The organism is Streptomonospora litoralis, assembly GCF_004323735.1.
Classification (GTDB): Bacteria; Actinomycetota; Actinomycetes; order Streptosporangiales; family Streptosporangiaceae; genus Streptomonospora; species Streptomonospora litoralis.
On the sequence record NZ_CP036455.1, the window covers coordinates 2958388 to 2980361 of the forward strand.

22 protein-coding genes are annotated in these 21974 nt (G+C 74.8%); 11 read left to right on the top strand and 11 right to left on the bottom strand.

Going from position 1 to position 21974, the window contains the following annotated elements; translation table 11 throughout:
- Nucleotides 1-223 precede the first annotated feature (223 nt).
- Nucleotides 224-1210, top strand: coding sequence for a leucine-rich repeat domain-containing protein (locus EKD16_RS12710; RefSeq protein ID WP_242676948.1), 987 nt, complete (start codon nucleotides 224-226; stop codon nucleotides 1208-1210).
- Nucleotides 1211-1213: 3 nt separating this feature from the next.
- Here EKD16_RS12710 and EKD16_RS12715 read toward each other — a convergent pair whose 3' ends face one another.
- The 3 genes from EKD16_RS12715 to EKD16_RS12725 form a co-directional block, all read right to left on the bottom strand.
- Nucleotides 1214-2170, bottom strand: coding sequence for a GlxA family transcriptional regulator (locus EKD16_RS12715; protein WP_131098575.1), 957 nt, complete (start codon nucleotides 2168-2170; stop codon nucleotides 1214-1216).
- A gap of 125 nt (nucleotides 2171-2295) precedes the next feature.
- On the bottom strand, nucleotides 2296-2904 hold the full coding sequence (locus tag EKD16_RS12720) for a hypothetical protein (protein ID WP_131098576.1): 609 nt from the start codon (nucleotides 2902-2904) through the stop codon (nucleotides 2296-2298).
- A 233-nt stretch (nucleotides 2905-3137) separates the two neighbouring features.
- Entirely contained in the window at nucleotides 3138-3992 is an 855-nt protein-coding gene (locus EKD16_RS12725) for a glycosyltransferase family 2 protein (RefSeq protein ID WP_131098577.1), read from the bottom strand.
- Nucleotides 3993-4510: 518 nt separating this feature from the next.
- On the opposite strand from EKD16_RS12725, the gene add reads away from it, so the two are divergent.
- From add to EKD16_RS12745, 4 genes are all read left to right on the top strand, one after another.
- Nucleotides 4511-5491 carry an adenosine deaminase gene (gene add, locus EKD16_RS12730; RefSeq protein WP_131098578.1) on the top strand — a complete coding sequence of 327 codons (981 nt, stop codon included), beginning with the start codon at nucleotides 4511-4513 and terminating at the stop codon, nucleotides 5489-5491.
- Nucleotides 5492-5804: 313 nt separating this feature from the next.
- Nucleotides 5805-6608, top strand: a complete 804-nt coding sequence (locus EKD16_RS12735; protein WP_131098579.1) for a nucleotidyltransferase — start codon at nucleotides 5805-5807, stop codon at nucleotides 6606-6608.
- 301 nt (nucleotides 6609-6909) lie between these two features.
- On the top strand, nucleotides 6910-7839 hold the full coding sequence (locus tag EKD16_RS12740; protein ID WP_131098580.1) for an NADP-dependent oxidoreductase: 930 nt from the start codon (nucleotides 6910-6912) through the stop codon (nucleotides 7837-7839).
- A 222-nt stretch (nucleotides 7840-8061) separates the two neighbouring features.
- Nucleotides 8062-8910 (top strand): hypothetical protein, encoded by an 849-nt coding sequence (locus tag EKD16_RS12745; RefSeq protein WP_131098581.1) that lies wholly within the window; start codon nucleotides 8062-8064, stop codon nucleotides 8908-8910.
- Nucleotides 8911-8985: 75 nt separating this feature from the next.
- Here EKD16_RS12745 and EKD16_RS12750 read toward each other — a convergent pair whose 3' ends face one another.
- Nucleotides 8986-9513, bottom strand: coding sequence for an alpha/beta hydrolase family protein (locus tag EKD16_RS12750; protein ID WP_131098582.1), 528 nt, complete (start codon nucleotides 9511-9513; stop codon nucleotides 8986-8988).
- Nucleotides 9514-9633: 120 nt separating this feature from the next.
- A complete protein-coding gene (locus tag EKD16_RS12755) occupies nucleotides 9634-9819 on the bottom strand; it encodes a PspC domain-containing protein (protein ID WP_131098583.1) in 186 nt (61 codons plus the stop codon).
- A 326-nt stretch (nucleotides 9820-10145) separates the two neighbouring features.
- Here EKD16_RS12755 and EKD16_RS12760 point away from each other — a divergent pair, with 326 nt between their 5' ends.
- Both EKD16_RS12760 and EKD16_RS12765 read left to right on the top strand, forming a co-directional pair.
- Complete coding sequence (locus tag EKD16_RS12760; protein ID WP_131098584.1) at nucleotides 10146-12260, top strand: catalase; 2115 nt, start codon at nucleotides 10146-10148, stop codon at nucleotides 12258-12260.
- Between the two features lie 305 nt (nucleotides 12261-12565).
- Complete coding sequence (locus EKD16_RS12765; protein ID WP_131098585.1) at nucleotides 12566-13579, top strand: hypothetical protein; 1014 nt, start codon at nucleotides 12566-12568, stop codon at nucleotides 13577-13579.
- Here EKD16_RS12765 and EKD16_RS12770 read toward each other — a convergent pair.
- From EKD16_RS12770 to EKD16_RS12780, 3 genes are all read right to left on the bottom strand, one after another.
- Nucleotides 13515-13979: a VOC family protein gene (locus EKD16_RS12770; protein ID WP_131098586.1), complete on the bottom strand. Its 465-nt coding sequence runs from the start codon at nucleotides 13977-13979 to the stop codon at nucleotides 13515-13517. The genes EKD16_RS12765 and EKD16_RS12770 overlap by 65 nt on opposite strands.
- A 630-nt stretch (nucleotides 13980-14609) precedes the next feature.
- The gene (soxR, locus tag EKD16_RS12775; RefSeq protein WP_131098587.1) at nucleotides 14610-15137 is read right to left on the bottom strand and encodes a redox-sensitive transcriptional activator SoxR; all 528 of its coding nucleotides are present in this window, start codon (nucleotides 15135-15137) and stop codon (nucleotides 14610-14612) included.
- A gap of 390 nt (nucleotides 15138-15527) precedes the next feature.
- Nucleotides 15528-16052, bottom strand: a complete 525-nt coding sequence (locus tag EKD16_RS12780) for a hypothetical protein (RefSeq protein ID WP_131098588.1) — start codon at nucleotides 16050-16052, stop codon at nucleotides 15528-15530.
- Between the two features lie 171 nt (nucleotides 16053-16223).
- Between EKD16_RS12780 and EKD16_RS12785 the strand changes: the two genes are divergently transcribed.
- Together EKD16_RS12785 and EKD16_RS12790 are read left to right on the top strand one after the other, a co-directional pair.
- Entirely contained in the window at nucleotides 16224-17132 is a 909-nt protein-coding gene (locus EKD16_RS12785; protein WP_131098589.1) for an alpha/beta fold hydrolase, read from the top strand.
- The gene (locus tag EKD16_RS12790) at nucleotides 17129-18034 is read left to right on the top strand and encodes an SDR family oxidoreductase (protein WP_131098590.1); all 906 of its coding nucleotides are present in this window, start codon (nucleotides 17129-17131) and stop codon (nucleotides 18032-18034) included. Before EKD16_RS12785 ends, EKD16_RS12790 begins: the two co-directional genes overlap by 4 nt.
- 39 nt (nucleotides 18035-18073) lie before the next feature.
- Here EKD16_RS12790 and EKD16_RS12795 read toward each other — a convergent pair whose 3' ends face one another.
- Nucleotides 18074-18466: a VOC family protein gene (locus EKD16_RS12795; protein ID WP_131098591.1), complete on the bottom strand. Its 393-nt coding sequence runs from the start codon at nucleotides 18464-18466 to the stop codon at nucleotides 18074-18076.
- An 82-nt stretch (nucleotides 18467-18548) separates the two neighbouring features.
- The gene (locus tag EKD16_RS25350; RefSeq protein WP_165498560.1) at nucleotides 18549-18716 is read right to left on the bottom strand and encodes a hypothetical protein; all 168 of its coding nucleotides are present in this window, start codon (nucleotides 18714-18716) and stop codon (nucleotides 18549-18551) included.
- A gap of 297 nt (nucleotides 18717-19013) precedes the next feature.
- Here EKD16_RS25350 and EKD16_RS12800 point away from each other — a divergent pair, with 297 nt between their 5' ends.
- Entirely contained in the window at nucleotides 19014-20204 is a 1191-nt protein-coding gene (locus EKD16_RS12800) for an MFS transporter (RefSeq protein ID WP_131098592.1), read from the top strand.
- A 131-nt stretch (nucleotides 20205-20335) separates the two neighbouring features.
- The gene (locus EKD16_RS12805) at nucleotides 20336-21040 is read left to right on the top strand and encodes a YdcF family protein (protein ID WP_242676949.1); all 705 of its coding nucleotides are present in this window, start codon (nucleotides 20336-20338) and stop codon (nucleotides 21038-21040) included.
- Nucleotides 21041-21247: 207 nt separating this feature from the next.
- On the opposite strand, the gene def is transcribed toward EKD16_RS12805, so the two are convergent.
- Complete coding sequence (def, locus tag EKD16_RS12810) at nucleotides 21248-21955, bottom strand: peptide deformylase (RefSeq protein WP_131098594.1); 708 nt, start codon at nucleotides 21953-21955, stop codon at nucleotides 21248-21250.
- Nucleotides 21956-21974 lie beyond the last annotated feature (19 nt).

The following is a 21974-nucleotide window of genomic DNA, read 5'->3' on the forward strand; positions in this document are numbered from 1 at the left end:
ACTCCGCGCAGGCGCCGCGTTCATCGGTGGCCGCGACATCGATCGGCGACCGTTGCCCGTTCCCGTGAGGTGCCGCCGGGGCCGCGGGCGCGCTGCCGCCGCGGCGCGGGCCGCCCGCCCCCCGGTGTGGCAGGATCGGGGCCGTGATCCTCCCGCTCCCGCCGCCGCTCCCGCACCGCAATTCCGCACACCGCGCCCCGCGGACGTCGGGCGCAGGGCGCCCGTGAACGGGGGCGGCGGCGAGGCTGCGCTGCCCGGCGGCGCGCTGCGGCGTTCCGGCGGGCGTGTGGTCGCGGTGGAGGCCGCCCACGCCGGGCTGCGGCGGGTTCCCGCTTCGATCGCGAAGCTGCGCGGGCTGCGGCGGATCGATCTCGACGGCAACCTGCTGGAGCACCTGCCGGCCGAGGTGTGCGCGCTGCCGCGGCTGCACACGCTGCTGCTCTACGCCAACCGGCTGCGCTCTGTGCCCCACGAGCTGGGCGACGCGCCGCTGCTGCGAAACCTGTCGCTGGGGGCCAACCGGCTGGCGGAGGTCCCCGGGCGGCTGTGGCGGCTGAGGGGGCTGCGCACGCTCAACCTCGCCGAGAACGCGCTGACCCGCCTGCCCGAGCACATTGCGCGGCTGAGCCGGCTGCGGATGCTCGACCTGGGCCACAACCGCCTCGATGAGCTGCCCGCCGAGGTCGGCGACCTCGCGGGCCTGACCGACTTCCTCTACCTCAGCGGCAACCGGCTCACCCGCCTGCCGGAGTCGCTGGGGCGGCTGCGCCGCCTGGACTACCTCGGCGCCACCGACAACCGGCTCACCGGGCTGCCCGAGGCGATCGGCGACATGGCGGGGCTGCGGGAGCTGCGCCTCTACCGCAACCGCATCGAGCGCCTGCCCGACTCCATCGGCGGGCTGGGGGCGCTGCGGGAGTTGCACGCCGCCGGCAACCGCATCGGCGAACTTCCCTCGTCCATCGGCGCCCTGGGCGGGCTGATGCACCTGGACCTGCGCGGAAATCCGCTCCAGCGCCTGCCCGCAACGGTGTCCGGGCTGGTGAATCTGCGCCGTCTGGACCTGCGGGGCGCGCGACTGGACGCGCTTCCCGAAGCGCTGGCGGAGCTGCCGCGGCTGGAGAAGCTGGACCTGCGCTGGACCAAGATCGAACGCCGCCCCGCCTGGCTGGGGGCGCTGCGGCGCCGCGGGTGCGTGGTGCTGGTGTGAGGCTCAGGGCCGGGGCGCCGAGCGAAACGCCCGCCGGTAGGACTGCGGGCTGGTGCCGACCACGCGTTTGAAGCGGTCGCGGAAGGACGTGGGCGAGCCGAAGCCGACCTGGTCGGCGATGCGGTCGACGGGGCGGGCGGTGGTCTCCAGCAGGTGCTGGGCCTGGCGGATGCGGGCGCGGTGCAGCCATTGCAGCGGCGTGGTGCCCATCTGCTCGCGGAAGCGGCGGTTGAGGGTGCGGGTGCTCATGGCGGCGCGGCGGGCGATGTCCTCGACCGTCAGGGGGTATCCGGCGTTGTCCTCCAGCCACCGCAGCAGCGGCTCGACCTCCGAGCCGCGCGGCGCGGGCGGCTGCTCGTGCACGATGAACTGGACCTGGCCGCCTTCGCGCTCCAGCGGCACCACCGCGCGGCGGGCGGCGTCGGCGGCCGCCGCGGAGCCCAGATCGCGCCGGATCAGGTGCAGGCACAGGTCCAGGCCCGCCGCGGCGCCGGCCGAGGTCAGCAGGGTGCCGTTGTCGACGTAGAGGACCTCGGCGTCGACGGTGATCTGCGGGTGGCGCTTGGCCAGCAGGTCGGCGGCGGCCCAGTGGGTGGTGGCGCGCAGCCCGTCCAGCAGTCCGGTCGCGGCCAGGATGAACGCGCCCGAGCAGATCGAGGCGATGCGGGTGCCCGCCGCCGCAGCCGTGTGCAGCGCGGAGAGGACCTCCTGCGGCACGGGCGCGAGCGGGTCGGCGCAGCCGGGCAGCATGACGGTGTCGGCGTCGGCGAGCGCCTCCAGCCCCCACGGGGCGTTCGGCGTGAACGCGCCGGCGTCGACCGCTCGGCCGCCGGGCGCGCAGATGCGCACCCGGTAGGCGACGCCGCCGTCGGGCAGGCGGGCGCGCGAGAACGCCTCGATCGGCGTCGAGAGGTCGAAGGCAAGGACGTCGTCCAGCGCGAGGACGGCCACGGTGTGCATGGCGTCAATCTAGGGCCTCCTCTCGCGCAGGCGGAGCCGGGGCGGGCGGCGCCTCGGTGCCGGTCGCGGCCGGTGCCCGGCGGCCGAGGCCGGTGCACCGCCGCTGCCCGGCCGAATCCGCCCGTTCACAGCGCGGGCATCACGCCCGCAGCGGCCAGCAGCGCCGGAATCCCCACCAGAAGGGCGCCCAGCGCGAGGGGCGCGCCCAGCGCCCCCAGGACGGCGAAGCGCACCGGCACACCCCGGCGCCGCGTGTGGGAGACGGCCACCACCCCGAACGCGCCCGCCATCAGCAGGAAGAACGCCACGTAGGCCAGGCCCCACACATCGACGTCGGCCGGGCTGCCGCGCACCCCCGTCGCCATGCCGGCCACCTGGACCAGGCTGCCCAGTCCGTACAGCCCCAGCGTCGCGAACGCCGCCCACAGCCCGGCGGCCAGGACCGCCGGGGCCGGCAGGCGCGGGCGTTGGACGAGCGACAGCAGCGCCATGGCCGCGCCCGCGGCTTTCAGTGCGACGACCAGCCAGTTCATGACGCTCAGCCCGGTCGCGTAGGCGGCGTAGGGCCCCTGGGAGAAGCGGTCGGCGGCCTCGAACCCGACGTTCACGGCGGCGAAGCCGACACAGGCCAGCGCCGCTGCGACGGCGGCGGCGACGACACGGCGGCCCGGCCGCGCAGGCGCGGCCTTCGTGCGCGCCGCGGAGGCGGAGGGGGGAGTTGCAGGCGTGGTCATGGCGCCAGTCCACAGCAGCCCCCGCCCGCCGCGGATCCCCCCCAGCGGGGGACGACCGGACGCCGCGCTCCCGCTCGTGCGGGAGCGCGGCCGGGAGGGGGCCGGGCCGCGCACGACGGTCTCGGCGGCATCCGCGCCGGACGGCGGGTGGCGCCGCCGCCGGGCAATACCCCCTGCCACCGGCTCCACCGCTCCCCCGCGCTCGCGGGTGGCCGCAGCGCGGGGCGGCCGGTTCAGGGCAGCGGGCGGCTGACGGCCGAGGAGCGGCGGAACAGGCGGCTCAGCGACAGGTGGCCGTCGTAGGGCGTGTGCAGCCGCACCAGCAGCGAGCAGGGCCGCAGCAGCACGATCCCGATGAGCAGGCACAGCGCGGCACCGTAGGCGGCGCGGCGCTGGCCGTGCAGCCGGTAGGTATAGGGCCAGGCCCGCAGGTAGGAGTACAGGTCGCGCACCGAAGCGCCGATGCGCCGCGCCGAGACCGGCACGCGCAGCCCGTCGACGTAGCGCACCCGCAGCCCGAGCCGACTCAGGTGCACCGCCAGGTCCAGGTCCTCCCACATGCCCGGCTGCGCACAGGTGTGGCCGCGCACCCGGCGCCAGCACTCGCGGCTCAGCGCCATGTTGGATCCCCACAGCATCGGGTGTCCCGACAGGAGGCGGTTGAGGCGGTGGCAGAAGAAGCGGTGCGCCACCAGCCCGGTGCGGCGCATCGGGATGTCGTAGAACCAGGAGGGGCCGGTGACGGCGTCGGGGCGCGTGCCGGTGCGCGCATCCGGAGCGAAGGACTCGGCCAGGCGGCCCACCCACTCGGGCCCCACCATGGTGTCGGCGTCGATGCGGCCGAGCACGTCGCCGCCGGCCTCGTCGAAGCCCCGGTTGCGGGCGTGCACGGCGCCCTGGCGGGTTTCGCGCACCACCCGCACCCCGTGCTCGCAGAACGCCTCGGCGACCTCGGCGGTGCGGTCGGCGGAGTTGTTGTCGACCACGATGATCTCCTCGGCGGGCACGGTCTGGGTCACGAGGGCCTCCAGACAGCGGCCGAGCACCGCTTCCTCGTTGTAGGCCGGGACGATCACCGAAATCCTCACGGGGCTGCCTTGTCGTTGTCGGGGAAGGTGGCGACGGACGCGCGTGCCTGCTGGATCCGCTGATGGCTCGCTGAGTGCCGGTGTACCGCCTCCGCTCCAACCGGCGGTGTCCACCGGGTGAAATCCGGTCGGACCGCGGGGCTCCTACGTCGTGAAGCAAGCATGGCACGCACCGTGGCGTTGTCGAATCGGCTGCCCGCCGCCGGCGGCGCGAAGCGCCCGACCCGGGTTGGAGCATTCCGGTCTGCGGCCGCGGCCCAGGTGAGCGGGGCGGGCGCAGGAACCATAGCGCGGCGGTGCACCCGCCCGGAAGGCCCCGGCGCGAATCGGCCGGGGCGGCGTTCGAGGGGACGCGGGGGTCATGCGGCACGGGGGCGGGATCCGCCGCTGTGCGGCGGTGGCGGCGACGGCCGTGGCCGCCGGCGGCCGACCCGGTACGCCGCTGCGGGCGCCGCCGCAGCACACGGCACCGCGAAAACCGGTTCCGCCAGGTCAGCGCCTTTCGTAAGCTGCCCCGCATGCGCGATTTGGCCCGGCTGCCCAAAGTCCACCTGCACGTCCACCTGGAGAGCACGATCCGTCCGGCCACACTGCGCGAGATCGCCGCGGCCAACGACGCCGAACCTCCCGGACCGGCCCCGGCCGGCTTCGCCGGATTCCGCGCCTTCGCCGACCGCAACGCCCTGGTACGCGCCTGCCTGCGCCGACCCGCGGACTTCACCCGCATCGCTCGGGAGTTCGCATCCGATGCCGCGGCCGACGGCGTCGGCTACGCCGAAGTCACCTTCAGCGCCGCCGCCCACGGCGAGCGCCTCGGCGATACCGGAATGCCGCTGCGGGCGGTGATCGAGGGGCTGGAGCAGGGCCGCGCGGCCCACGGCCTGGCCTACGGGCTGATCCTGGACCACTCGCGGCGGCGCCCACCGCAGCGGGCCCGGCGCACGCTCGACCTGGCGCTGGAGCACCCGTCGAAGGTGGTCGCCATCGGGATGGCGGGCGACGAGTCCTACCCGCTGGCGCCGTTCGCGGCGGTGCTGGCCGAGGCCGCCGCAGCGGGGGTGCGCACGGTGCACCACGCGGGCGAGATGCGCGGGCCCGACAGCGTCGGCGAAGCGCTGGCGTCGGGCACCCGCCGCCTGGGGCACGGGATCCGGGTGCTGGAGGATGCGGCCCTGACGGCGCAGGTGCGCGACAGCGGGATCGCGCTGGAGGTGTGCCCCTCCTCCAACGTGGCCCTGGGCCTGGTCGACTCGCTCGCGGCCCACCCCCTGCCGCGGCTGCGCGAGGCGGGGCTGGCCGTCGCGCTGGACACCGACGTCCCCGATGTCGCCGGCAGGTCGCTCAGCGGCGAGTACGCGGCCGTGCGCGCCGCGTTCGGATGCAGCGACGCGGAACTGGCGGAGATGGCGCGGACCGGAATCGCCGCTTCCTTCGCGCCGCAGGCGCTGCGGCGCGAACTCCTCGCCGGTGTCGACGCCTGGCTTGCCGCGCCCGCCTGAGGTGCGGCCGCACGGCGCCGGTGCACGCGCCGCCCCTGGCGGCACATGACGGGCCCCGGCAGGGTGGGCCCGCGCTCGGCCAGCCCGTGCGCCGGAAGAACCACGCGGACCGGGTGTTCTCCACAAGCATCTGCAGGCGCCGGCCGGGCGAGTCGACCTCGGCGCCCCGCTGCTGCTGCCGCCGCCGTGCGCGGAAACCGTCCGCGACCGGCTGAACCGGAGGCGGCGGCGAGCAGACCCGAGCCCGTCGGCGCCTGCGGCCGCCCGACAAAACCACTCGCCGACGCAGCGCAGCACAGGGCACAGTCACACCATGAGTGAACGAGGGCTGGACCACGACGGAACGATTGCACGCGAAGGCGCACTGGACCGTGTGCCGACAGCGTTCACCCCCGTCGTCGCAGCCGCCCGAACCCGCATCACCCAGGCATTCGACACGCGGCTGCACAGCGCCTACATCTACGGCAGCCTCCCGCGCGGCACGGCCGTCCCCGGAGTCTCCGACCTCGACCTCCAGCTCGCGCTCCACGACGAACCCACCGCCGCCGATCGCGCCGGCGCCCAGGCGATCGCGGCCGCACTCGACCGGGCATTCCCCCAGATCGATGGTGTCGGCATCCTCGTGAGCAGCACCCGCGCGCTGCTGAGCGAACTCGAACGCCACGACGACGGCTTCTTCATCGCCTGCCTGTGCACCCCGCTGCTCGGCCCCGACCTGGCCGAGCGGCTACCGCGCTACCGCCCCACGCCCCTGCTCGCCCGCGAAACGAACGGCGATCTCGACCGCGCGCTGCCGCATTGGCGCGCCCGGGCCGCCGAAGCCGCCACCGACGCCGACCGCCGCACTCTCAGCCGCTCCGTCGCCCGCCGCATCGTCCGCACGGGATTCACCCTGATCATGCCCCGCTGGGGCGGCTGGACCAGCGACCTCGCCGAGTCCGCGGAACTCTTCGGCCGCTACTACCCGGAGCGCCTCCAGCAGATGCGCCTCGCCGCCGGAGTCGGAGCCGCCCCTTCAGCCGATCCCGCAGTACTCGCCACCCTCCTCGGCGACCTGGGCCCCTGGCTCGCCGCCGAGTACACGGCTGTGCACGGCGAGAAGACACCCCGCCCCTGAAGGCGGCGCCCAGCGAACGAGCCCGAAAGGAGCAACCCCGCAGGCACCGGCGAACGCCGGCACGTCCCGCGTGGCCACGCCGCGGGCGGCGGCGCGGCGTTGCAGTGCGGCGCTGCGCGCCGCAGGCCGGTACGGTACCGGGGCCGCGCCGAGTCGTGCGGCCGCCCAGGCCCCGCAGGCGGTGATCCGGGACACGGTTCCTTGACCCGGACTGGCCTGCGGGCTCCACAGTGGGCGTGTCCGACCGACCCGGCCGCTGCCGCCCGCGCGCCGCGCCTACCCGACCCAGGAAGGAACCACCATGGCCCACGCCATCCGCTACGCCCGCTACGGCGGCCCCGAGGTGCTCACTCTGGAGGAGGTGGACCTGCCCCGCCTCGAACCCGGGCAGGTCCGGGTGCGGGTGCGCGCCGCCGGGGTCAACCCCATCGACTGGAAGGTCCGCAGCGGCGCCTTCTCCTCGGCGGCGCTGCAGCAGCCCGCGGGCACCGGCATGGACCTGGCCGGCACGATCGAGGCGGTGGGACCGGGCGTCGAGCGGTGGAGCCCGGGCCAGGCCGTCTTCGGCAAGGCCGCGACCGGCGCCGCCGCCACCGAGGCCCTGGCCGAGGCCGACCGGCTGGTGGCCAAACCCGACTGGCTGTCGTTCGAGTCCGCCGCGGCCCTGCCGATCCCCGCCGAGACCGCCGTGCGCACCCTGGGCCTGCTGGGCGTCGGCTCGGGCCACCGACTGCTCATCCACGCCGTCGCCGGCGGCGTGGGGCTGGTCGCCGCCCAGTTGGCGCTGGTCCGCGGCGCCGCGGTGATCGGCACCGCCAGCCCGGCCCGCCACGGCTTCCTGCGCGAACTGGGCGTAGATCCGGTCTCCTACGGCGAGGGGCTGGAAGAGCGGCTGCGCGAGGCCGCCCCCGCGGGGGTGGACGCGGTCCTGGACGCCTCGGGACGCGGAGTACTGGCCGTCTCGGTGGAACTGGCGGGATCGCCCGAGAAGGTGATCACCATCGCCGACGGCTCGGCGGGCGAGCACGGCGTCCGCTTCTCCGGCGGCGGAGCCGACGGCGTCCCGCTGGAAGAGGTCTTCGCCGAAGTCCTGCCGCTACTGGAGCAGGGCCGGATCCGGCTGCCCGTGGAGGCGGTCTACCCGCTGGAGAAGACCGCCGAGGCCCACAGCCTCAGCCAGGAAGGCCACCTGAGCGGCAAGATCGTGATCAGCGTCGACGGCGGCGAGTAGTCCCTTGCCCGCGTGCGTCGCCGGCCGCCGTCGCGGACGGCGAAGGGGGTGAGGACCGAGGTGCGCCGACGGTGTCTCCGGGGCCGGTCTCGGCGTCGACCCCGGTTCCAGGGACACTCTGTGCGGCGGACGCCTGCGGCGCCCGGCGGGCGGTCCGGGGCGGCCCGGCGTGCCCGCGACCAGGGATGTGTGTGGAACATGCCGGGGCGGGCACGGTCAGGCGTGTCCGCACCGCCCTCGGAGGAGGTCGACATTTCCGAAGCCCGAACCACCGCTCCGGTCGTCTGTTTCCTCCATCCGCTCGCCAACGGGCGCGTGTGGTGGCGCCTCACCGAGGCGCTGCCGCGCCGGATCCGCACGCTGGTGGTGGAGCAGCCGCTCACCGGCCGCATCCAACCGCCGGGCCTGACCCGAGACGTCGTGGAGGCGGCGCGCGCCGCGCTGTCCCGGACGGGCGTCGATCTGGTGGTCGCCCCCGACCTCGCCGCCCACGCGGGTGCCGAGCTCGTCGCCGACGGCAGTGCCGCACACGCCCTGCTGATCAACCCCGACACCACGGCGCTGGTCGACCAGCCCGGCTATCAGACCCCCGCGCTCACCTCCGACATCGGAAGCTTCCTGCTGGACATGGCCCCCTACCACGAGCAGATGCGCGAGCAGGCGACCGTGCCCGCAGAGGGCGTCGAGACCATGGTGGAGTTCTCGCTGCGCAGTTGCGCCCACCTGGACGAACAGGACCGGGACCTGCTCCACGACATCTCCGTGGAACACATGACCCGCTCGATACCCTTCGATATCCCCGCCGAGGGCGTTGCGGCGCCGCCGGAGCACACTTGGTTCACGCGCCTGAGCGCGGATCCCGAGCGGTTCACCGTCTACTGCGGCGAAATCGGCCCCTTGAGCGAACATATCCGCACCGTGGTGCCCCGCAACGTCCCCCAAGCGCGCATGGTGCGCGCATCCCCCACCACCGGTTACCCCTGGCTGGAGCAGCCGCAGGCGCTGGCCGCGCTCATCGACGACCTTGTGACGAGGGGGGCGCCGGAGTCGGCGGACGTCCCGCACACGTGAACGGGCGGGGCGGGGCCCGCCGATCGGACGCCGAAGGCGCGGGCGCCGGCGGCGCCGCTCACCCGGCGGCGCCGCTCACCCGGCCGCGTCGGCGAAGCCGTCGAGGGCGGCCACGACGCGGGCGCGCATCCGTGTGCTGCCGGTGTGGCCGGCGTCGTCGAGGACCTCCAGGCGGGCGCCGGGCCAGGTGCGCCGCAGCTGCCAGGCGGTCTCCAGCGGCGCGCTCAGGTCCAGGCGGCCGTGGACGAGCACGCCGGGGACGGACGCCAGGCGGTGGGCGCGGGCCAGCAGCACCCCCTCTTCCAGCCAGGCGGCGTGGGCGAAGTAGCGGCTGGCGATGCGCACGAAGGCGAGCCGATCGCGGGTGGGGCGGCCGCTGTAGGCGGTGGGGTCGCCCGCGGCCTCGTGGGCGACGACGGCGTCCTCCCAGCGGGTCCACTCCTGGGCGGCCCGCTCGCGCACGCCCGGATCGGCGTGCTCCATCCGGGCCGCGTAGGCGGCCACCTCCGCCCCGTCGGCGGCCTCGGGTACGGCGCCGCGGAAGCGCCGCCACTGCTCGGGCAGGAACCGGCTCATGCCCCCGAACAGCCAGTCGATAGCCACTTCCCCGGACCGCGCGAGCGCGCCGAGGAGGACACCGCCGACCTGGCCCGCGACCTCGTGGCGGCGCTGCTGGCAAGCGCCGCCCCGCACTGAACCCCGCGGGGCGGCGCACGCCCGCGATCACCGCTCCTTGGGCATCAGGATCCACAGCACGATGTAGATCACGACCTGGGGCCCCGGAAGGACGCAGGACACCACGAACAGCACGCGCACCAGAAACGGCGACAGGCCGAAGCGGCGCGCCAGGCCGCCGCAGACTCCGGCGATGACGTTGTTGCGGGTACGCACCAGACCGTTGGCTGCCATAGCGTTCGCTCTCCTCACTGTCGTCGTCTGCTCAACCGCCGCGCGCAGCATGCCAGGCGGCGCCGGCGGCGTGCACGCCTCCCCTACCCCGAACGGCCCGCTTCCACCGCCACGGCTTGGCCCCCGGCCGCACCCGCCGGCCGCACACCCCCGCACACGCCGCCGAACCACCCCCTGCGCAGGAAAGACACCAGACCCGGCAACCGCTGCAGCGCCGCGTTTGGCTGCGCGATCCTCGGTCAGCAGGCGCCGGGACGGGTGGGCACCGGGCGCGTTCGCAGCAGCGCCCGAGCCGACACACGCGAGCACGACAGAGGGGCACCGCCATGTCCGAGGCCTTCCGCGACCGGGAACCGTCCGGCGACGACAAAGACCGCCAGCTCGACGGGGTCCGCGAGGACTCCGCGAACGCGCTGACCACCGAGACCGGTGTCCGCGTCGAGGACACCGACAACAGCCTCAGCGCCGGGGAGCGCGGCCCCACACTCATGGAGGACTTCCACTTCCGTGAGAAGATGACCCACTTCGACCACGAGCGCATCCCCGAACGCGTCGTGCACGCCCGCGGCGCCGGCGCCTACGGCTACTTCCAGGTCTATGAGTCGCTGGCCCGCTACACCCGCGCCGACTTCCTCACCGACCCCGGCCTGCGCACCCCGGTGTTCGTGCGGTTCTCCACCGTGGCCGGCTCCCGCGGCTCCGCCGACACCGTGCGCGACGTACGCGGCTTCGCGACCAAGTTCTACACCCGCGAAGGCAACTACGACCTGGTCGGCAACAACATGCCGGTGTTCTTCATCCAGGACGGCATCAAGTTCCCCGACTTCGTCCACGCGGTCAAACCCGAGCCCGACAACGAGATCCCCCAGGCCCAGTCGGCCCACGACACGCTGTGGGACTTCGTCGGGCTGCAGCCCGAGACGCTGCACATGATGATGTGGCTGATGAGCGACCGCGCCATCCCGCGCAGCTACCGCATGATGCAGGGCTTCGGGGTGCACACCTTCCGCCTGGTCAACGAGCGCGGCGAGGGCACCCTCGTCAAGTTCCACTGGAAACCGCTGCTGGGCACCCACTCCCTGGTCTGGGACGAGACGCAGAAGATCGGCGGCAAGGACCCCGACTTCAACCGGCGCGACCTGTGGGACTCCATCGAACGCGGCCAGTACCCCGAATACGAACTGGGCATGCAGCTGGTACCCGAGTCCGACGAGCACGCCTTCGACTTCGACCTGCTCGACCCCACCAAGATCATCCCCGAGGAGACCGTCCCGGTCACCCCGGTCGGCAAGATGGTGCTCGACCGCAACCCCGACAACTTCTTCGCCGAAACCGAGCAGATCGCCTTCCACACCGCCAACGTCGTGCCCGGCATCGACTTCACCAACGACCCGCTGCTGCAGGCCCGCAACTTCTCCTACCTCGACACCCAGCTCATCCGGCTGGGCGGGCCCAACTTCCAGCAGCTGCCCGTCAACCGGCCCGTGGCCGACGTCAGCAACAACCAGCGCGACGGCTACGGCCAGCACCGCGTCCACCGCGGCCGCACCAGCTACTTCCCCAACTCGCTGGGCAGCGGCTGCCCTTACCTCGGCGAGGCGCCCTACAGCCACTACGCCGAACGCGTCGACGGCGACAAGATCCGCAAACGCAGCGAAAGCTTCAAGGAGCACTACAGCCAGGCCACCCTGTTCCTCAACAGCCTGGCCGGCTGGGAACGGGCGCACCTGACCTCGGCCTTCCAATTCGAGCTGGGCAAATGCGAAACCATGGCGGTGCGCGAGCGCGTCGTCGAACACCTCAACCGCATCGACCACACCCTGGCCGCCGAAGTCGCCCGCGGCATCGGCGTGGCACCGCCCGCAACCGAGGAGGTCGCCAACCACGGCCGCTCCTCGCCCGCGCTCAGCCAGGCCAACTCGGTCACGGACACGATCTACTCGCGCCAGGTCGCGGTACTGGCCGACGAAGGCGTCAACGCCGCCGAGGTGCTGCGCCTGCGCGAAGCCCTCGCCGCACAAGGCGCGCTTGTGGAGGTGCTGGCACCCCACGACGGGCAGCTGCGCGCCGTCGACGGCCAGATGCTGGCGGTGGACCGCGCCATGCACACCGTCGCCTCGGTGGTCTACGACGCCGTGGTGGTGGCCGGCGGCGCCGACTCCGCGGCCGCCCTCGCCGAGTACGGGCTGGCGCTGAACTTCGTCGCCGAGGCGTTCAAGCACGCCAAACCGGTGGCGGCCACCCACGAGGGGGTGGGTGTGCTGGAGGCCGCCCCGCTGCCGCACCTGCGCATGGCCGGCGACGGCGACCCGGCCGCCGTGGTCGACCAGGGGGTCGTCACCCACCGCGGCGGCGACCCGGCCGAGTTCCACACCGCCTTCGCCCGCGTGCTGGCCGGCCACCGCGTCTGGGACCGCGACACCGCCCGCGTCCCGGCCTGAGGCCTTGCGGCCGATCCGGGTCCCAGACGCCTTCGGCGGCGGGGCGGACCCGGATCGCCGCCCCCGGGCCGCCGCGCCGACCCGCGGCCAGCCCCGACTAGGATCGGCCCATGAGCGAGCACGAGACCCCGGCCGACGCCGCCGCAACCGTCACCGGCCGGGGGGCGCGCCGCCTCCAACACACCGCGACCGCACCCGCGGCGCACCCGTGAACGCCCGCGCCCCGCACCGAAACGCGGGCCCGGCACCGCCCCGGCACGCGCCGGCCCCGGCCGCCGCACCCGCGCTACACCGGAACGTGGGCTGTGAACCCTGAGGCGCCCCCGCCGGCGACGACGCCGCCCGGCGCCGCGCTACCCGCCGTCACCGGCCCGGACGCCGACGCCGACGCGCTGCGCCTGCTCGCGGCACGCCTCGTCGAGCACGACATGCGCCACGGCTCCGACACCATCGCGCCCGCGGCCCACGCCGCCTGGCGCCACGTCCGCCGGCGGCTGCGCAGCGGCGCCTCCACCGCCTATGCCGCCGCGGCCGCCGAACTCGCCGAGGTCGCCGGATGGGTCCTGTTCGACGCCGAGCACCCCGCAGCACCCGCCGTCACCGCCGAAGCCGCCGGTGCGGCCGAGCGCGCCGCCGAACGCCCCATGCGCGACTTCGCGGTGACCAACCTGGCCCTGATGGAGGCCGAGCGCGGCCGCACCGGCGCCGCCGCCCGCCTGGCCGCCGACCTGCTGCAGAGTCCGCGCCTGCCCGGCCGCGTGGCGCAGCTGGCACGCATCCGGCTGGGCCGGGCCCTGGCACCGGCCGGGTACCACCAGGCGTCGCGAGCCCTGCTCGGCCGCGCCGCCGCGGACCTGCAGGACTCGCTGCAGCCGCGCGATCCCGCCTGGACATGGTGGCTCGACGAATGCGAGGTGGCGGGCCACCGCGGCCTGGCCCTGGCCGCCGAGGGCCGCCTGGCGGCGGCGCTGGCCGTGCTGCAGCGCGCGGCCGATCTCACCGGCCCGCGCCGGTCCGCCGATGCGCGCAGCCACCTGCACCACCACGTCTCGGTGGCCGCCGTGGCCGCCCGCCTCGGCGCCTGGCCCGAGTGCGGCGCCGCCCTGGAACAGATACGGGCCTCGGCGCCCCACGTGGCCTCGGCGCGCAACCGGCGCCGCCTGCGCGCCGCGCTGCACCTGGTGGGATCGCGGCCCGGCGCCCCCGGCCCGCTCGTCGACCTCGCCCGCCACACCGCCGGCGCGGCGCCCGGTCTCACCCCGATTCGCCCGGCCGGTAGTGCTCGGCCATGGCCCCGGGGTCGAACGCCGCGGGGCTGACCTCGTCGAGGCTGTACCAGTTGCCGAAGGGGTCGCGGAAGACCGCCTCGACACCGTAGGGAACCTCGTGGGGCTCCTGCAGGAACTCCACGCCCCGCGCGGCGTACTCGGCGTAGGTCGCGCGGCAGTCGTCGGTGTTCCACGCGCCGCCGCTGAGGGCTCCCTGGGCCACCAGGCCGCGGATGGCCGCGGCCGCCTCCTCGTCGTGCAGCGGCGGGCCCGGCACCGTCAGGCTCAGTTGGAACTGCGGATCGGCGGGCGGGCCCACCGTCAACCACCGCATACCGTCGTCCATCTGCAGATCGAAGCGCTCCTCGAAGCCCAACCTGTCCACGAAGAAGCGTTTCGCCTGCTCGTAGTCGAAAACGAAGACGCTCGCCACGCCCATCCGGGTGATCATCGCCTGCCCCTTTCGGTCGGATGTCTCGGGCTCGGACCCGGCGCGGACCCGCGAGGACCGCGGCGGGCCTGTTCCGTGGCCGCCGCCGGGACGGGGGTGAGACGGCGCCGCCATTCGGGGAGAAGGCCGGGACCGCAAAAGGGGCGGCGCCGCAGCCGGAGGGGACGCATGCGCAGGGGGCGGGAGGTGACGGCGCAAGCAGCCGGACGCGGCCGCCGGCTCCCGGGCCGGGCGGCATCGCGGCCGCGCCGCAAGGCGATCAGCGCCATGACCGCATTCTAGCCGGTCACGGCCCTATCTGGAGTGTCCGTGGGAGTCGGTGGAGCATTCGCGGACGCGACGCAGGGCACCGCCCGAGGTGTCCCCGAGGACCACGTGCGGGCCCGCCACAGCAGGCTGCGGCAGCGGGCCCGCGGGCGCGCAGCACCGATGCCGGATTGCCGCCGAGCAGCGGGAGATCCGGCCCGGCAACTCCGCACCACCGCGCACACAGCGGTGGTGGCGGGTCCGGTGTGGGGGTGCGGCGGGCGCTCGGCGGCACGCCGGCGCGCAGCGCTTCGCGCGTTCGGGCCTCATCGCCGCAGCCTCTGTGGTGAACGCCGCGGGCTCCCGACGGGGTTCCTTCGTCTATCAGCATTCCTGCTGCTGTGTCGGGGCGCAGGCCGCGTCGTCGACGCCTGTGCGGTCGGCCTCGCGCGCCTGGGGGGTCAGCAGCCGGCGCGGGCCCGGACCGTTGTCGGCGAGGCGGTCGTGGGGGTTGGACAGCGTGCAGCGCTCCAGCGACAGGCAGCCGCAGCCGATGCAGTCGGTGAGGTCGTCGCGCAGCCGCTGCAGCTGGTTGATGCGCTCCTCGAGTTCGTCGCGCCAGGTCTGGGAGAGGTTGGCCCAGTCCTGGCGGGTGGGGGTGCGCGATTCGGGCAGGCAGTCCAACGCGTCGCGGATGTCGGCCAGCGGGATGCCGACCCGCTGGGCGACCCGGATGAAGGCGACGCGGCGCAGTGTGTCGCGGCGGTAGCGGCGCTGGTTGCCCGCGGTGCGGCGGCTGCTGATCAGCCCTTTGCGCTCGTAGAAGTGCAGCGCCGACACCGCGACGCCGCTGCGCTGGGCCACCTGCCCCACCGTCAGCTCCTTGGCCTTCCACGAGGGCTGGTCGGTCATCGTCAGCCCCTTCCCGCACTCGAAATCAACCGTGGTTGAGGTTACTCGCTGCGGCGCGGGTGCGGCCAACCGGATTACTGCCACTCCTTCCGATCCGTGTGCCGATCCGCTCGGCTCGCTGCCGCCTGCGGTAGTCGGGTCGGGTGCTCGCCGGTGACCGGGGGGCGGCGGCGCGCCGAGAGCGGCTCCACAGACAGCTCGACGAGGACCGGTCGCCCGCGTGTCCGTTATGCCGGTTTCTGAACGTTGACGTTCCGACCAGACCGGCAGGGCCGCCCAGCGAACCCGGGCCGCCTGGGCAGCGGGCCCCATGCCCCGTTCGCCCCGGGAGCACGGCGCGCGGGTGCACGGCCACCGGGGCTGCTCCGGGCATCGCCGGGTGCGCCGCCCTCAGCCGCGGCCGCGCAGCGGCTCCAACTCGCCGGGGTCGCCGATGCGGCGCAGCTCGTCGGGGCCCGGTCCGGGGGCGGGGGTGAAGACCCGCACCATCACCGCCTCCCCGACGCAGGCGGCGGCCACCCAGGTCGCCGAGGTGGCCAGCACGGTGAAGGTGTGCGCGCGGCCGTCCAGGGCGATGGTCTGCTGCGACCACGCGGCGTCGGCGGGCAGGGCGAAGGAGTGCGCGGCGGCGGGATCGCGCGCGCGGCGCTCCATGAGGTCGCGTTCGCCGCAGAAGGCGCGCAGTTCGCGTTCGGCGGCGGTGGGGTCGGGTCCCCGCAGGCGGGTGGCGATCTCGATGTCGGGGCCGGTGTCGGGGCCCTCGGGGGTGGAGCCGAAGTCGACCACGGCCTTGAGCAGGCCGCCGCCGCCGGGCTCCAGGGTGGTGGAGCTGATGCGGCCCCGCCGCCGGTCCCGGGCGGGGGCGTACAGCGGCAGCTCCGCCAGGATGCCTTCGATGCTGGCGTCGGGGTTCACAGGCGGCCTTCGCGATCGGTGGGCGGGTGCGCGCCTGCGATTGTACGGCCGCGGCGCGGACGGGGCGCCGCCCGTCACCGGTGCGGCGCACGCCCGCAAAACTCTTCCAATGATCATTGTCATGGTCTAGGCTCGGTCCCCACCCGCACCCCCGGGAGGAGCACCACCGCCATGACCACCGCCCCCGCCCCCCGGCGCACCCTCACCGTCGCCTCCCCCGACGGCACCCGCCTGCACGCCGAAATCCACGGCCCCGAGAACGCCCCCGCCGTCGTGCTGGCCCACGGCTGGACCTGCTCGACACGCCTGTGGCACCCCCTCATCACCCGCCTGGCCCACCGGCTGCGCCTGATCTGCTACGACCAGCGCGGCCACGGCCGCAGCCAGACCCCCCGCCCCGCCGGCTACCACACCCCCGCCCTGGCCGACGACCTCCTGGCCGTCATGGACGCCACCCTGCACCCCGGCGAGAAAGCCGTCCTAGCCGGCCACAGCATGGGCGCCATGACCCTCATGGCCGCCGCCGACCGCCCCCGCGTCGCCGCACGCACCGCCGCCGCCCTGCTGGCCAGCACCGGCCCCAGCGCCCTGCCCGAATCCTCCCGCGTTGTGCCCGGCGCAGCGCACCTGCCCCGCACCACGGCCCTCGCCCACCGCCTCATGCTCGCCTCCCCCCTCCCGCTGGGCCCGCGCACCCGCCCGATCCGCGCCGCACTGCACTACATCACCATGGCCCCCGGCGCCGATGCCGCCGCCCTCGACGCCTGCACCGACATGGTCCTGGCCACCCCCGCTCCGGCCCGCGCCCGCTGGGGCCGCGTGCTGGGCCGCCTCGACCTCGAACGCGGCCTGCGCCACCTCACCGCACCCACCGTCATCGCCCAAGGCACCGCCGACCGCCTCACCCCCATCGCCCACGCCCGCCGCATGGCCCGCCTCCTGCCCGACTGCCGCGGCCTGGTCGAAATCGGCGCCACCGGCCACATGACCCCCCTGGAGACACCCGACATCCTCGCCCGCACACTCACCGACCTGACCACCGCCCACCTCGCCCCCCGCGACCGCCAGGAGAGCGCATGATCCCCGCCCACCCCGCCCTCGCCCGCAAACGGGCCGTGGTCACCGGCGCCGCCCGCGGCCTGGGCCGCATGCTCGCGCTGCGCCTGGCCGCCGAAGGCGCCCACGTCGCCCTGGTCGGCCTCGAAGCAGACGAACTGAAAACCGCCGCCGAGGAATGCGGCCCCCACGCCCGCGCCTTCGAAGCCGACATCACCGACACAGCAGCGCTCGCCCACGCCGCCACCCGCGTCGAGGAGCACTTCGGCGGCCTCGACATCGTCGTCGCCAACGCCGGCATCGCCGCCGGCGGCCCCTTCGCCGACACCGCCGCCACCGACTTCGACCGCGTCATCGAAGTCAACCTGCTCGGCAGCATCGCCACCGCCCGCGCCTTCCTGCCCGCCCTGCAGCGCAGCCGCGGCTACCTGCTGCAGCTCGCCTCACTGGCCGCCATGGCCCCCGCCCCCCTGATGGGCGCCTACTGCACCGGCAAAGCCGGCGTCGAAGCCTTCGCCCACTGCCTGGCCCCCGAAGTCGCCGGCGACGGCGTCGACGTAGGCGTGGCCTACCTCAGCTGGACCGACACCGACATGGTCCGCGGCGCCGACGCCGACGCCGCCCTGGCGCACATGCGAAAGCGCCTGCCCTGGCCGATGAACCGCACCTACGCCCCCGAACCCGCCGTCGAACGGCTGCTGGCCGGCATCGCGCGCCGCCGCGCCCACGTCTACGGCCAGCCCTGGCTGCGCGCCGTCCAAGGGGTGCGCGGCGCCCTCCCGGGCCTCATCGCCGCCTTCGCCCCGCGCGAGCTCGCCCGCCTGGCCCCCCAGCTCGCGGCCACCCGCCACGCGCGCGCCGGAGCCGTAGGCGCCGGCGGCGCCGCCGACATGCGCGCCCGCCACGACCGCGACCAGCGCGGCTGAGCCGCCCGCGCGGCCCGGGCGGCGCAACGGCGGGGCCGCTCAGCCGCGGCTGCGTATGGGGTGGTCCTCAGGCACCTCGACCACACACAGCCACAACCCGTCCGGATCCTGCAGCCACATTTCCACCAGCCCCCACGGTTCGCGGCGCGGCTCGCGCGCGATGACCGCTCCGCGCTCGGCCAACTCCGCGCGGGCCCGGGCGATGTCGGGCACCTGCAGCCACAGCTGCACCGGCTCCGCAGCAGGCGCGGTGGGGCTGTGGCCCGACAACTCCAGAAAGCCCCCGCCCAGGAAGAACACGGTCCCGTAGGTGCCGCCGCCGGTGTTGAACTCGCGGTAGACCGCCAAGCCCACCACATCGCGGTAGAAGGCGCGGCTGCGCTCCACGTCGGTGGGATGGAGCAGGGTGCGGCTGCTGAGAACCTCGACCATGCCCCGAACCTACCCGCTGCGGCGCGGCGGGTGTCGGCGCCACCGCCTCCACTGCGGCGCGACCCCGCGTTGGGGGCGAATCTCACCGCACCGCGGCGCGTATGCGCTTCATCGCTCCCTCGGCCACCTCTACGGCGGCCACCCGCCCGCGGTCGGCGCCGAGCACGGCGCCCACCGTGCAGAGCCGGGGCCCCAACGCCCCGGATGTGGCGGCCCCGTCGGCGCCGTCGACCACCGCCGTCTCGGGCACCGGCACACCCGGCGGCGGCCACGGCAGGGCCTGCGGCCCCCGTCGGCGCCGCAGCGCCGTCCCCGCCGGGCACACCCCACCGCGACCGCCGCCACGCCCGGCTGTGCCGGTCCTCACGCCGCCACACCCGACCGCAAAAGATAGGATGATCCCGTTTGCGCGGTGACGTCCGCGCACCCGCGCCCACCCGCACTCCACGGGCGAAGACGGGCGGGCACAGCCCCGCGCAGCCCCGGGCCCTGCACCGGCCCGGCCCGCGCCCGCCACCGGCACCCGACCCCACCCAGGAAGGCCGCCGTGCCCCCCGCCCTGATCGCGCTCGCCATCGGTGCCTTCGGCATCGGCACCACCGAATTCGTCGCCATGGGCATCCTGCCCCAGGTCGCCCGCTCCTACGACATCACCATCCCCGCCGCCGGCCACATGATCTCCGCCTACGCCCTGGGCGTGGTCGTCGGCGCCCCACTGCTGGCCCTGCTATCGGCCCGCATCGACAGAAAACACCTGCTCATCGCCCTGATGGCGATGTTCACCCTGGGCAACCTCGCCTCCGCACTCGCCCCCGACTACCACCTGCTCATCGCCGCCCGCCTCGCCACCGCCCTGCCCCACGGCACCTTCTTCGGCGTCGGCTCCGTCCTGGCCGCCGCCCTCGTGCCACCCACCAAACGCGCCCAAGCCGTGTCGCTGATGATCGCCGGCCTGACCCTCGCCAACGTCGTCGGCGTCCCTGTGGGCACCCTCGCCGCCCACCACCTCGGCTGGCGCGCCGCCTTCGCCCTGGTCACCGCCGTAGGCGCGGCCACCCTCATCGCCCTGGTCCTGCTGGTGCCCCACCAGCGCCCCCGACCCGGCTCCTCCATCCGCCGCGAATTCGCCGCCCTGACCCGCGCCCAGACCTGGCTCGCCCTGGCCGTCGGCGCCCTGGGCTTCGGCGGATTCTTCGCCTCCTACAGCTACATCTCCCCGCTCCTCACCCGCGTCACCGGCCTGGCCACCGACGCCGTCCCCCTCGTCCTCGCCCTCTGCGGCATCGGCATGACCTGCGGAAACCTCATCGGCGGCCGCGCAGCCGACCGCCACCTCATGCCCACCATGTACACCGCCATGGCCGCCATGACCCTCGTGCTGCTCGCCCAGTGGCTGCTGGCGCCCCACCCGATCGCCGCCGTCGCGCTGGTGTTCCTGCTCGGACTCTCCAGCAGCGCTCTGGTCCCCTGCCTGCAGACCCGCCTCATGGACACCGCCGCCGACGCCCCCTCCCTGGCCGCCGCCCTCAACCACTCCGCCCTCAACTTCGCCAACGCCGCCGGCGCCTGGCTGGGCGGAATCGTCATCGCCGCCGGCCACGGCCTGGCCGCCCCCAACCTCCTCGGCGCCGGACTCGGAATCGTCGGCCTGGCCCTGATCACCGCCTCGGTGATCCGAGACCGCACGGCCCCGCCGGCCCCCACCCCGGCCGCCGACGCCCCCACCCGCACCACCTGACACACCGCCCACCGGCCCACTGACACAGCCACCACAACCGGGCCAATCCGCACCGATTGGCCCCCTTTTTCGACAGTCGATACCGTCCACCCGCCCGCACCGGATGCCGCCGCCCCGCTACAGTGGCCTCCGTGACGGCCCACGACCGCATCCACACCCTCACCCGGCGGCTGTGGGACTTCCACACCGCCCCCGCCCAAGCCCCCGGCACCGACTGCGACCTGCTGCTGGTCCTCGGCAGCCACGACCTGCGCGTCGCCGAGCACGCCGCCCGCCTCTACCGCGACGGCGCCGCGCCCCTACTGCTGTTCACCGGCGACCGCGGCCGCCGCACCGCCGGCGACGCCACCAGCACCCGCTGGCCCCGATCCGAAGCCCACACCTTCGCGCGCGCCGCCCGCCAGCACACCCCCATCCCCGACGCGGCGCTGCTCCTGGAGACCCGGGCCACCAACACCGGCGAGAACTTCCACCGGGCCCGCGACCTGCTGCACACCACCGGCCGCACCGCCACCCGCGCCGCCGTCACCGCCAAGCCCTACATGGCGCGGCGCGCCCTGGCCACCGCCGCCGTGCACTGGCCCGAGCCGCACTGGACCTTCACCTGCTTCGGCGGCGGCTACGACGCCTACCCCGCCCCCGACCACCCCCGCGGCGAACTCGTCCACTTCCTCGTCGGCGACCTCCAACGACTCGCCGTCTACGCCCGCCGCGGCTGGAGCGCCCCCGTCGACGTGCCCGCCGACGTCTGGCAGGCCTACGACGCCCTCGTCGCCGCCGGCTACACCGGCCACCTGCTCAGCGGCGAACCCGCCCGCACCGCCCACCCGCACTGAGCCCGCACATCCACCTGCCGCCCGGCCGGGCATCCGGCGCCGCGCGGGCCGCCCCCGGAACGTCGGTCGCCGCCACCGGCGAGCACCCGGCGCTTCAACCGCAGGCCCGGCCCTCCGCTGCCCTCGGCGCCGCTTTCCGGTGAAGACCGCCCGTCGTCCGGCAGACCGACAAGGCCGCCCAGCAGACCGGTGTTCTTAGATACGGCTCTAGGCGGATCCCCGGCCGGCCTCGGCGCCCCACCCGCCGCCCATCAGCTGCTCGGCGTTGGCGCGGCGGCGCTCCAGCACCTCAGGGCGCATCTCCTCCATCCGCCGCAGCACCTTGCGCCGCGTGCGCTTGGCCAACCGGTCGATGTAGAGACGCCCCAGCGTGTGGTCGGTCTCATGGGCCAGACACCGCGCGAAATACCCGCTGCCGGCGATCTCCACCGCCGCCCCGCCGCTGTCGCGCCCGCTCACCACCGCATGCTCGGGCCGCGCCAGCTCCGCATGCGGGCCCGGCACCGACAAACACCCCTCGTTGTCGACCACCAGCACATCGGCGTCCGCGTCGCGCTCAGCCAACACCGGGTTGCACACATGCCCCACATGGCGCACCCCGTCGTCATCCGGGCAGTCGTAGACGAACACCCGCAGATCCACCCCGATCTGGTTGGCCGCCAACCCCACACCCTCAGCCGCATACATCGAAACGAACATGTCCGCGATCAACGCGTCCAGCTCCGCCGAACCGAACTCCGCATCCGCCACGTCGCGGCAGCGCCCGTGCAGCACCTCGGCCCCCACCTCGGTGATCGCACGCACCCGCCCGCGCCGCGCCTGCGGCGCCAACTCCGGATAGGACTCCACCGGCTCACCCAACACGCGCACCCGCGCCTGGGACTCCCCCTTCTGGGAGGCAAAAGACTGAGACATCGCCGCTCTCGCTACATCG

Coding starts and splice junctions, on each gene's coding strand:
- EKD16_RS12715 (WP_131098575.1), bottom strand. CDS start 2,170: ATGCACACCGTGGCCGTCCTCGCGCTGGACGACGTCCTTGCCTTCGAC.
- EKD16_RS12720 (WP_131098576.1), bottom strand. CDS start 2,904: ATGACCACGCCTGCAACTCCCCCCTCCGCCTCCGCGGCGCGCACGAAG.
- add (WP_131098578.1), top strand. CDS start 4,511: ATGCGCGATTTGGCCCGGCTGCCCAAAGTCCACCTGCACGTCCACCTG.
- EKD16_RS12735 (WP_131098579.1), top strand. CDS start 5,805: ATGAGTGAACGAGGGCTGGACCACGACGGAACGATTGCACGCGAAGGC.
- EKD16_RS12740 (WP_131098580.1), top strand. CDS start 6,910: ATGGCCCACGCCATCCGCTACGCCCGCTACGGCGGCCCCGAGGTGCTC.
- EKD16_RS12755 (WP_131098583.1), bottom strand. CDS start 9,819: ATGGCAGCCAACGGTCTGGTGCGTACCCGCAACAACGTCATCGCCGGA.
- EKD16_RS12760 (WP_131098584.1), top strand. CDS start 10,146: ATGTCCGAGGCCTTCCGCGACCGGGAACCGTCCGGCGACGACAAAGAC.
- EKD16_RS12770 (WP_131098586.1), bottom strand. CDS start 13,979: ATGATCACCCGGATGGGCGTGGCGAGCGTCTTCGTTTTCGACTACGAG.
- soxR (WP_131098587.1), bottom strand. CDS start 15,137: ATGACCGACCAGCCCTCGTGGAAGGCCAAGGAGCTGACGGTGGGGCAG.
- EKD16_RS12785 (WP_131098589.1), top strand. CDS start 16,224: ATGACCACCGCCCCCGCCCCCCGGCGCACCCTCACCGTCGCCTCCCCC.
- EKD16_RS12790 (WP_131098590.1), top strand. CDS start 17,129: ATGATCCCCGCCCACCCCGCCCTCGCCCGCAAACGGGCCGTGGTCACC.
- EKD16_RS12795 (WP_131098591.1), bottom strand. CDS start 18,466: ATGGTCGAGGTTCTCAGCAGCCGCACCCTGCTCCATCCCACCGACGTG.
- def (WP_131098594.1), bottom strand. CDS start 21,955: ATGTCTCAGTCTTTTGCCTCCCAGAAGGGGGAGTCCCAGGCGCGGGTG.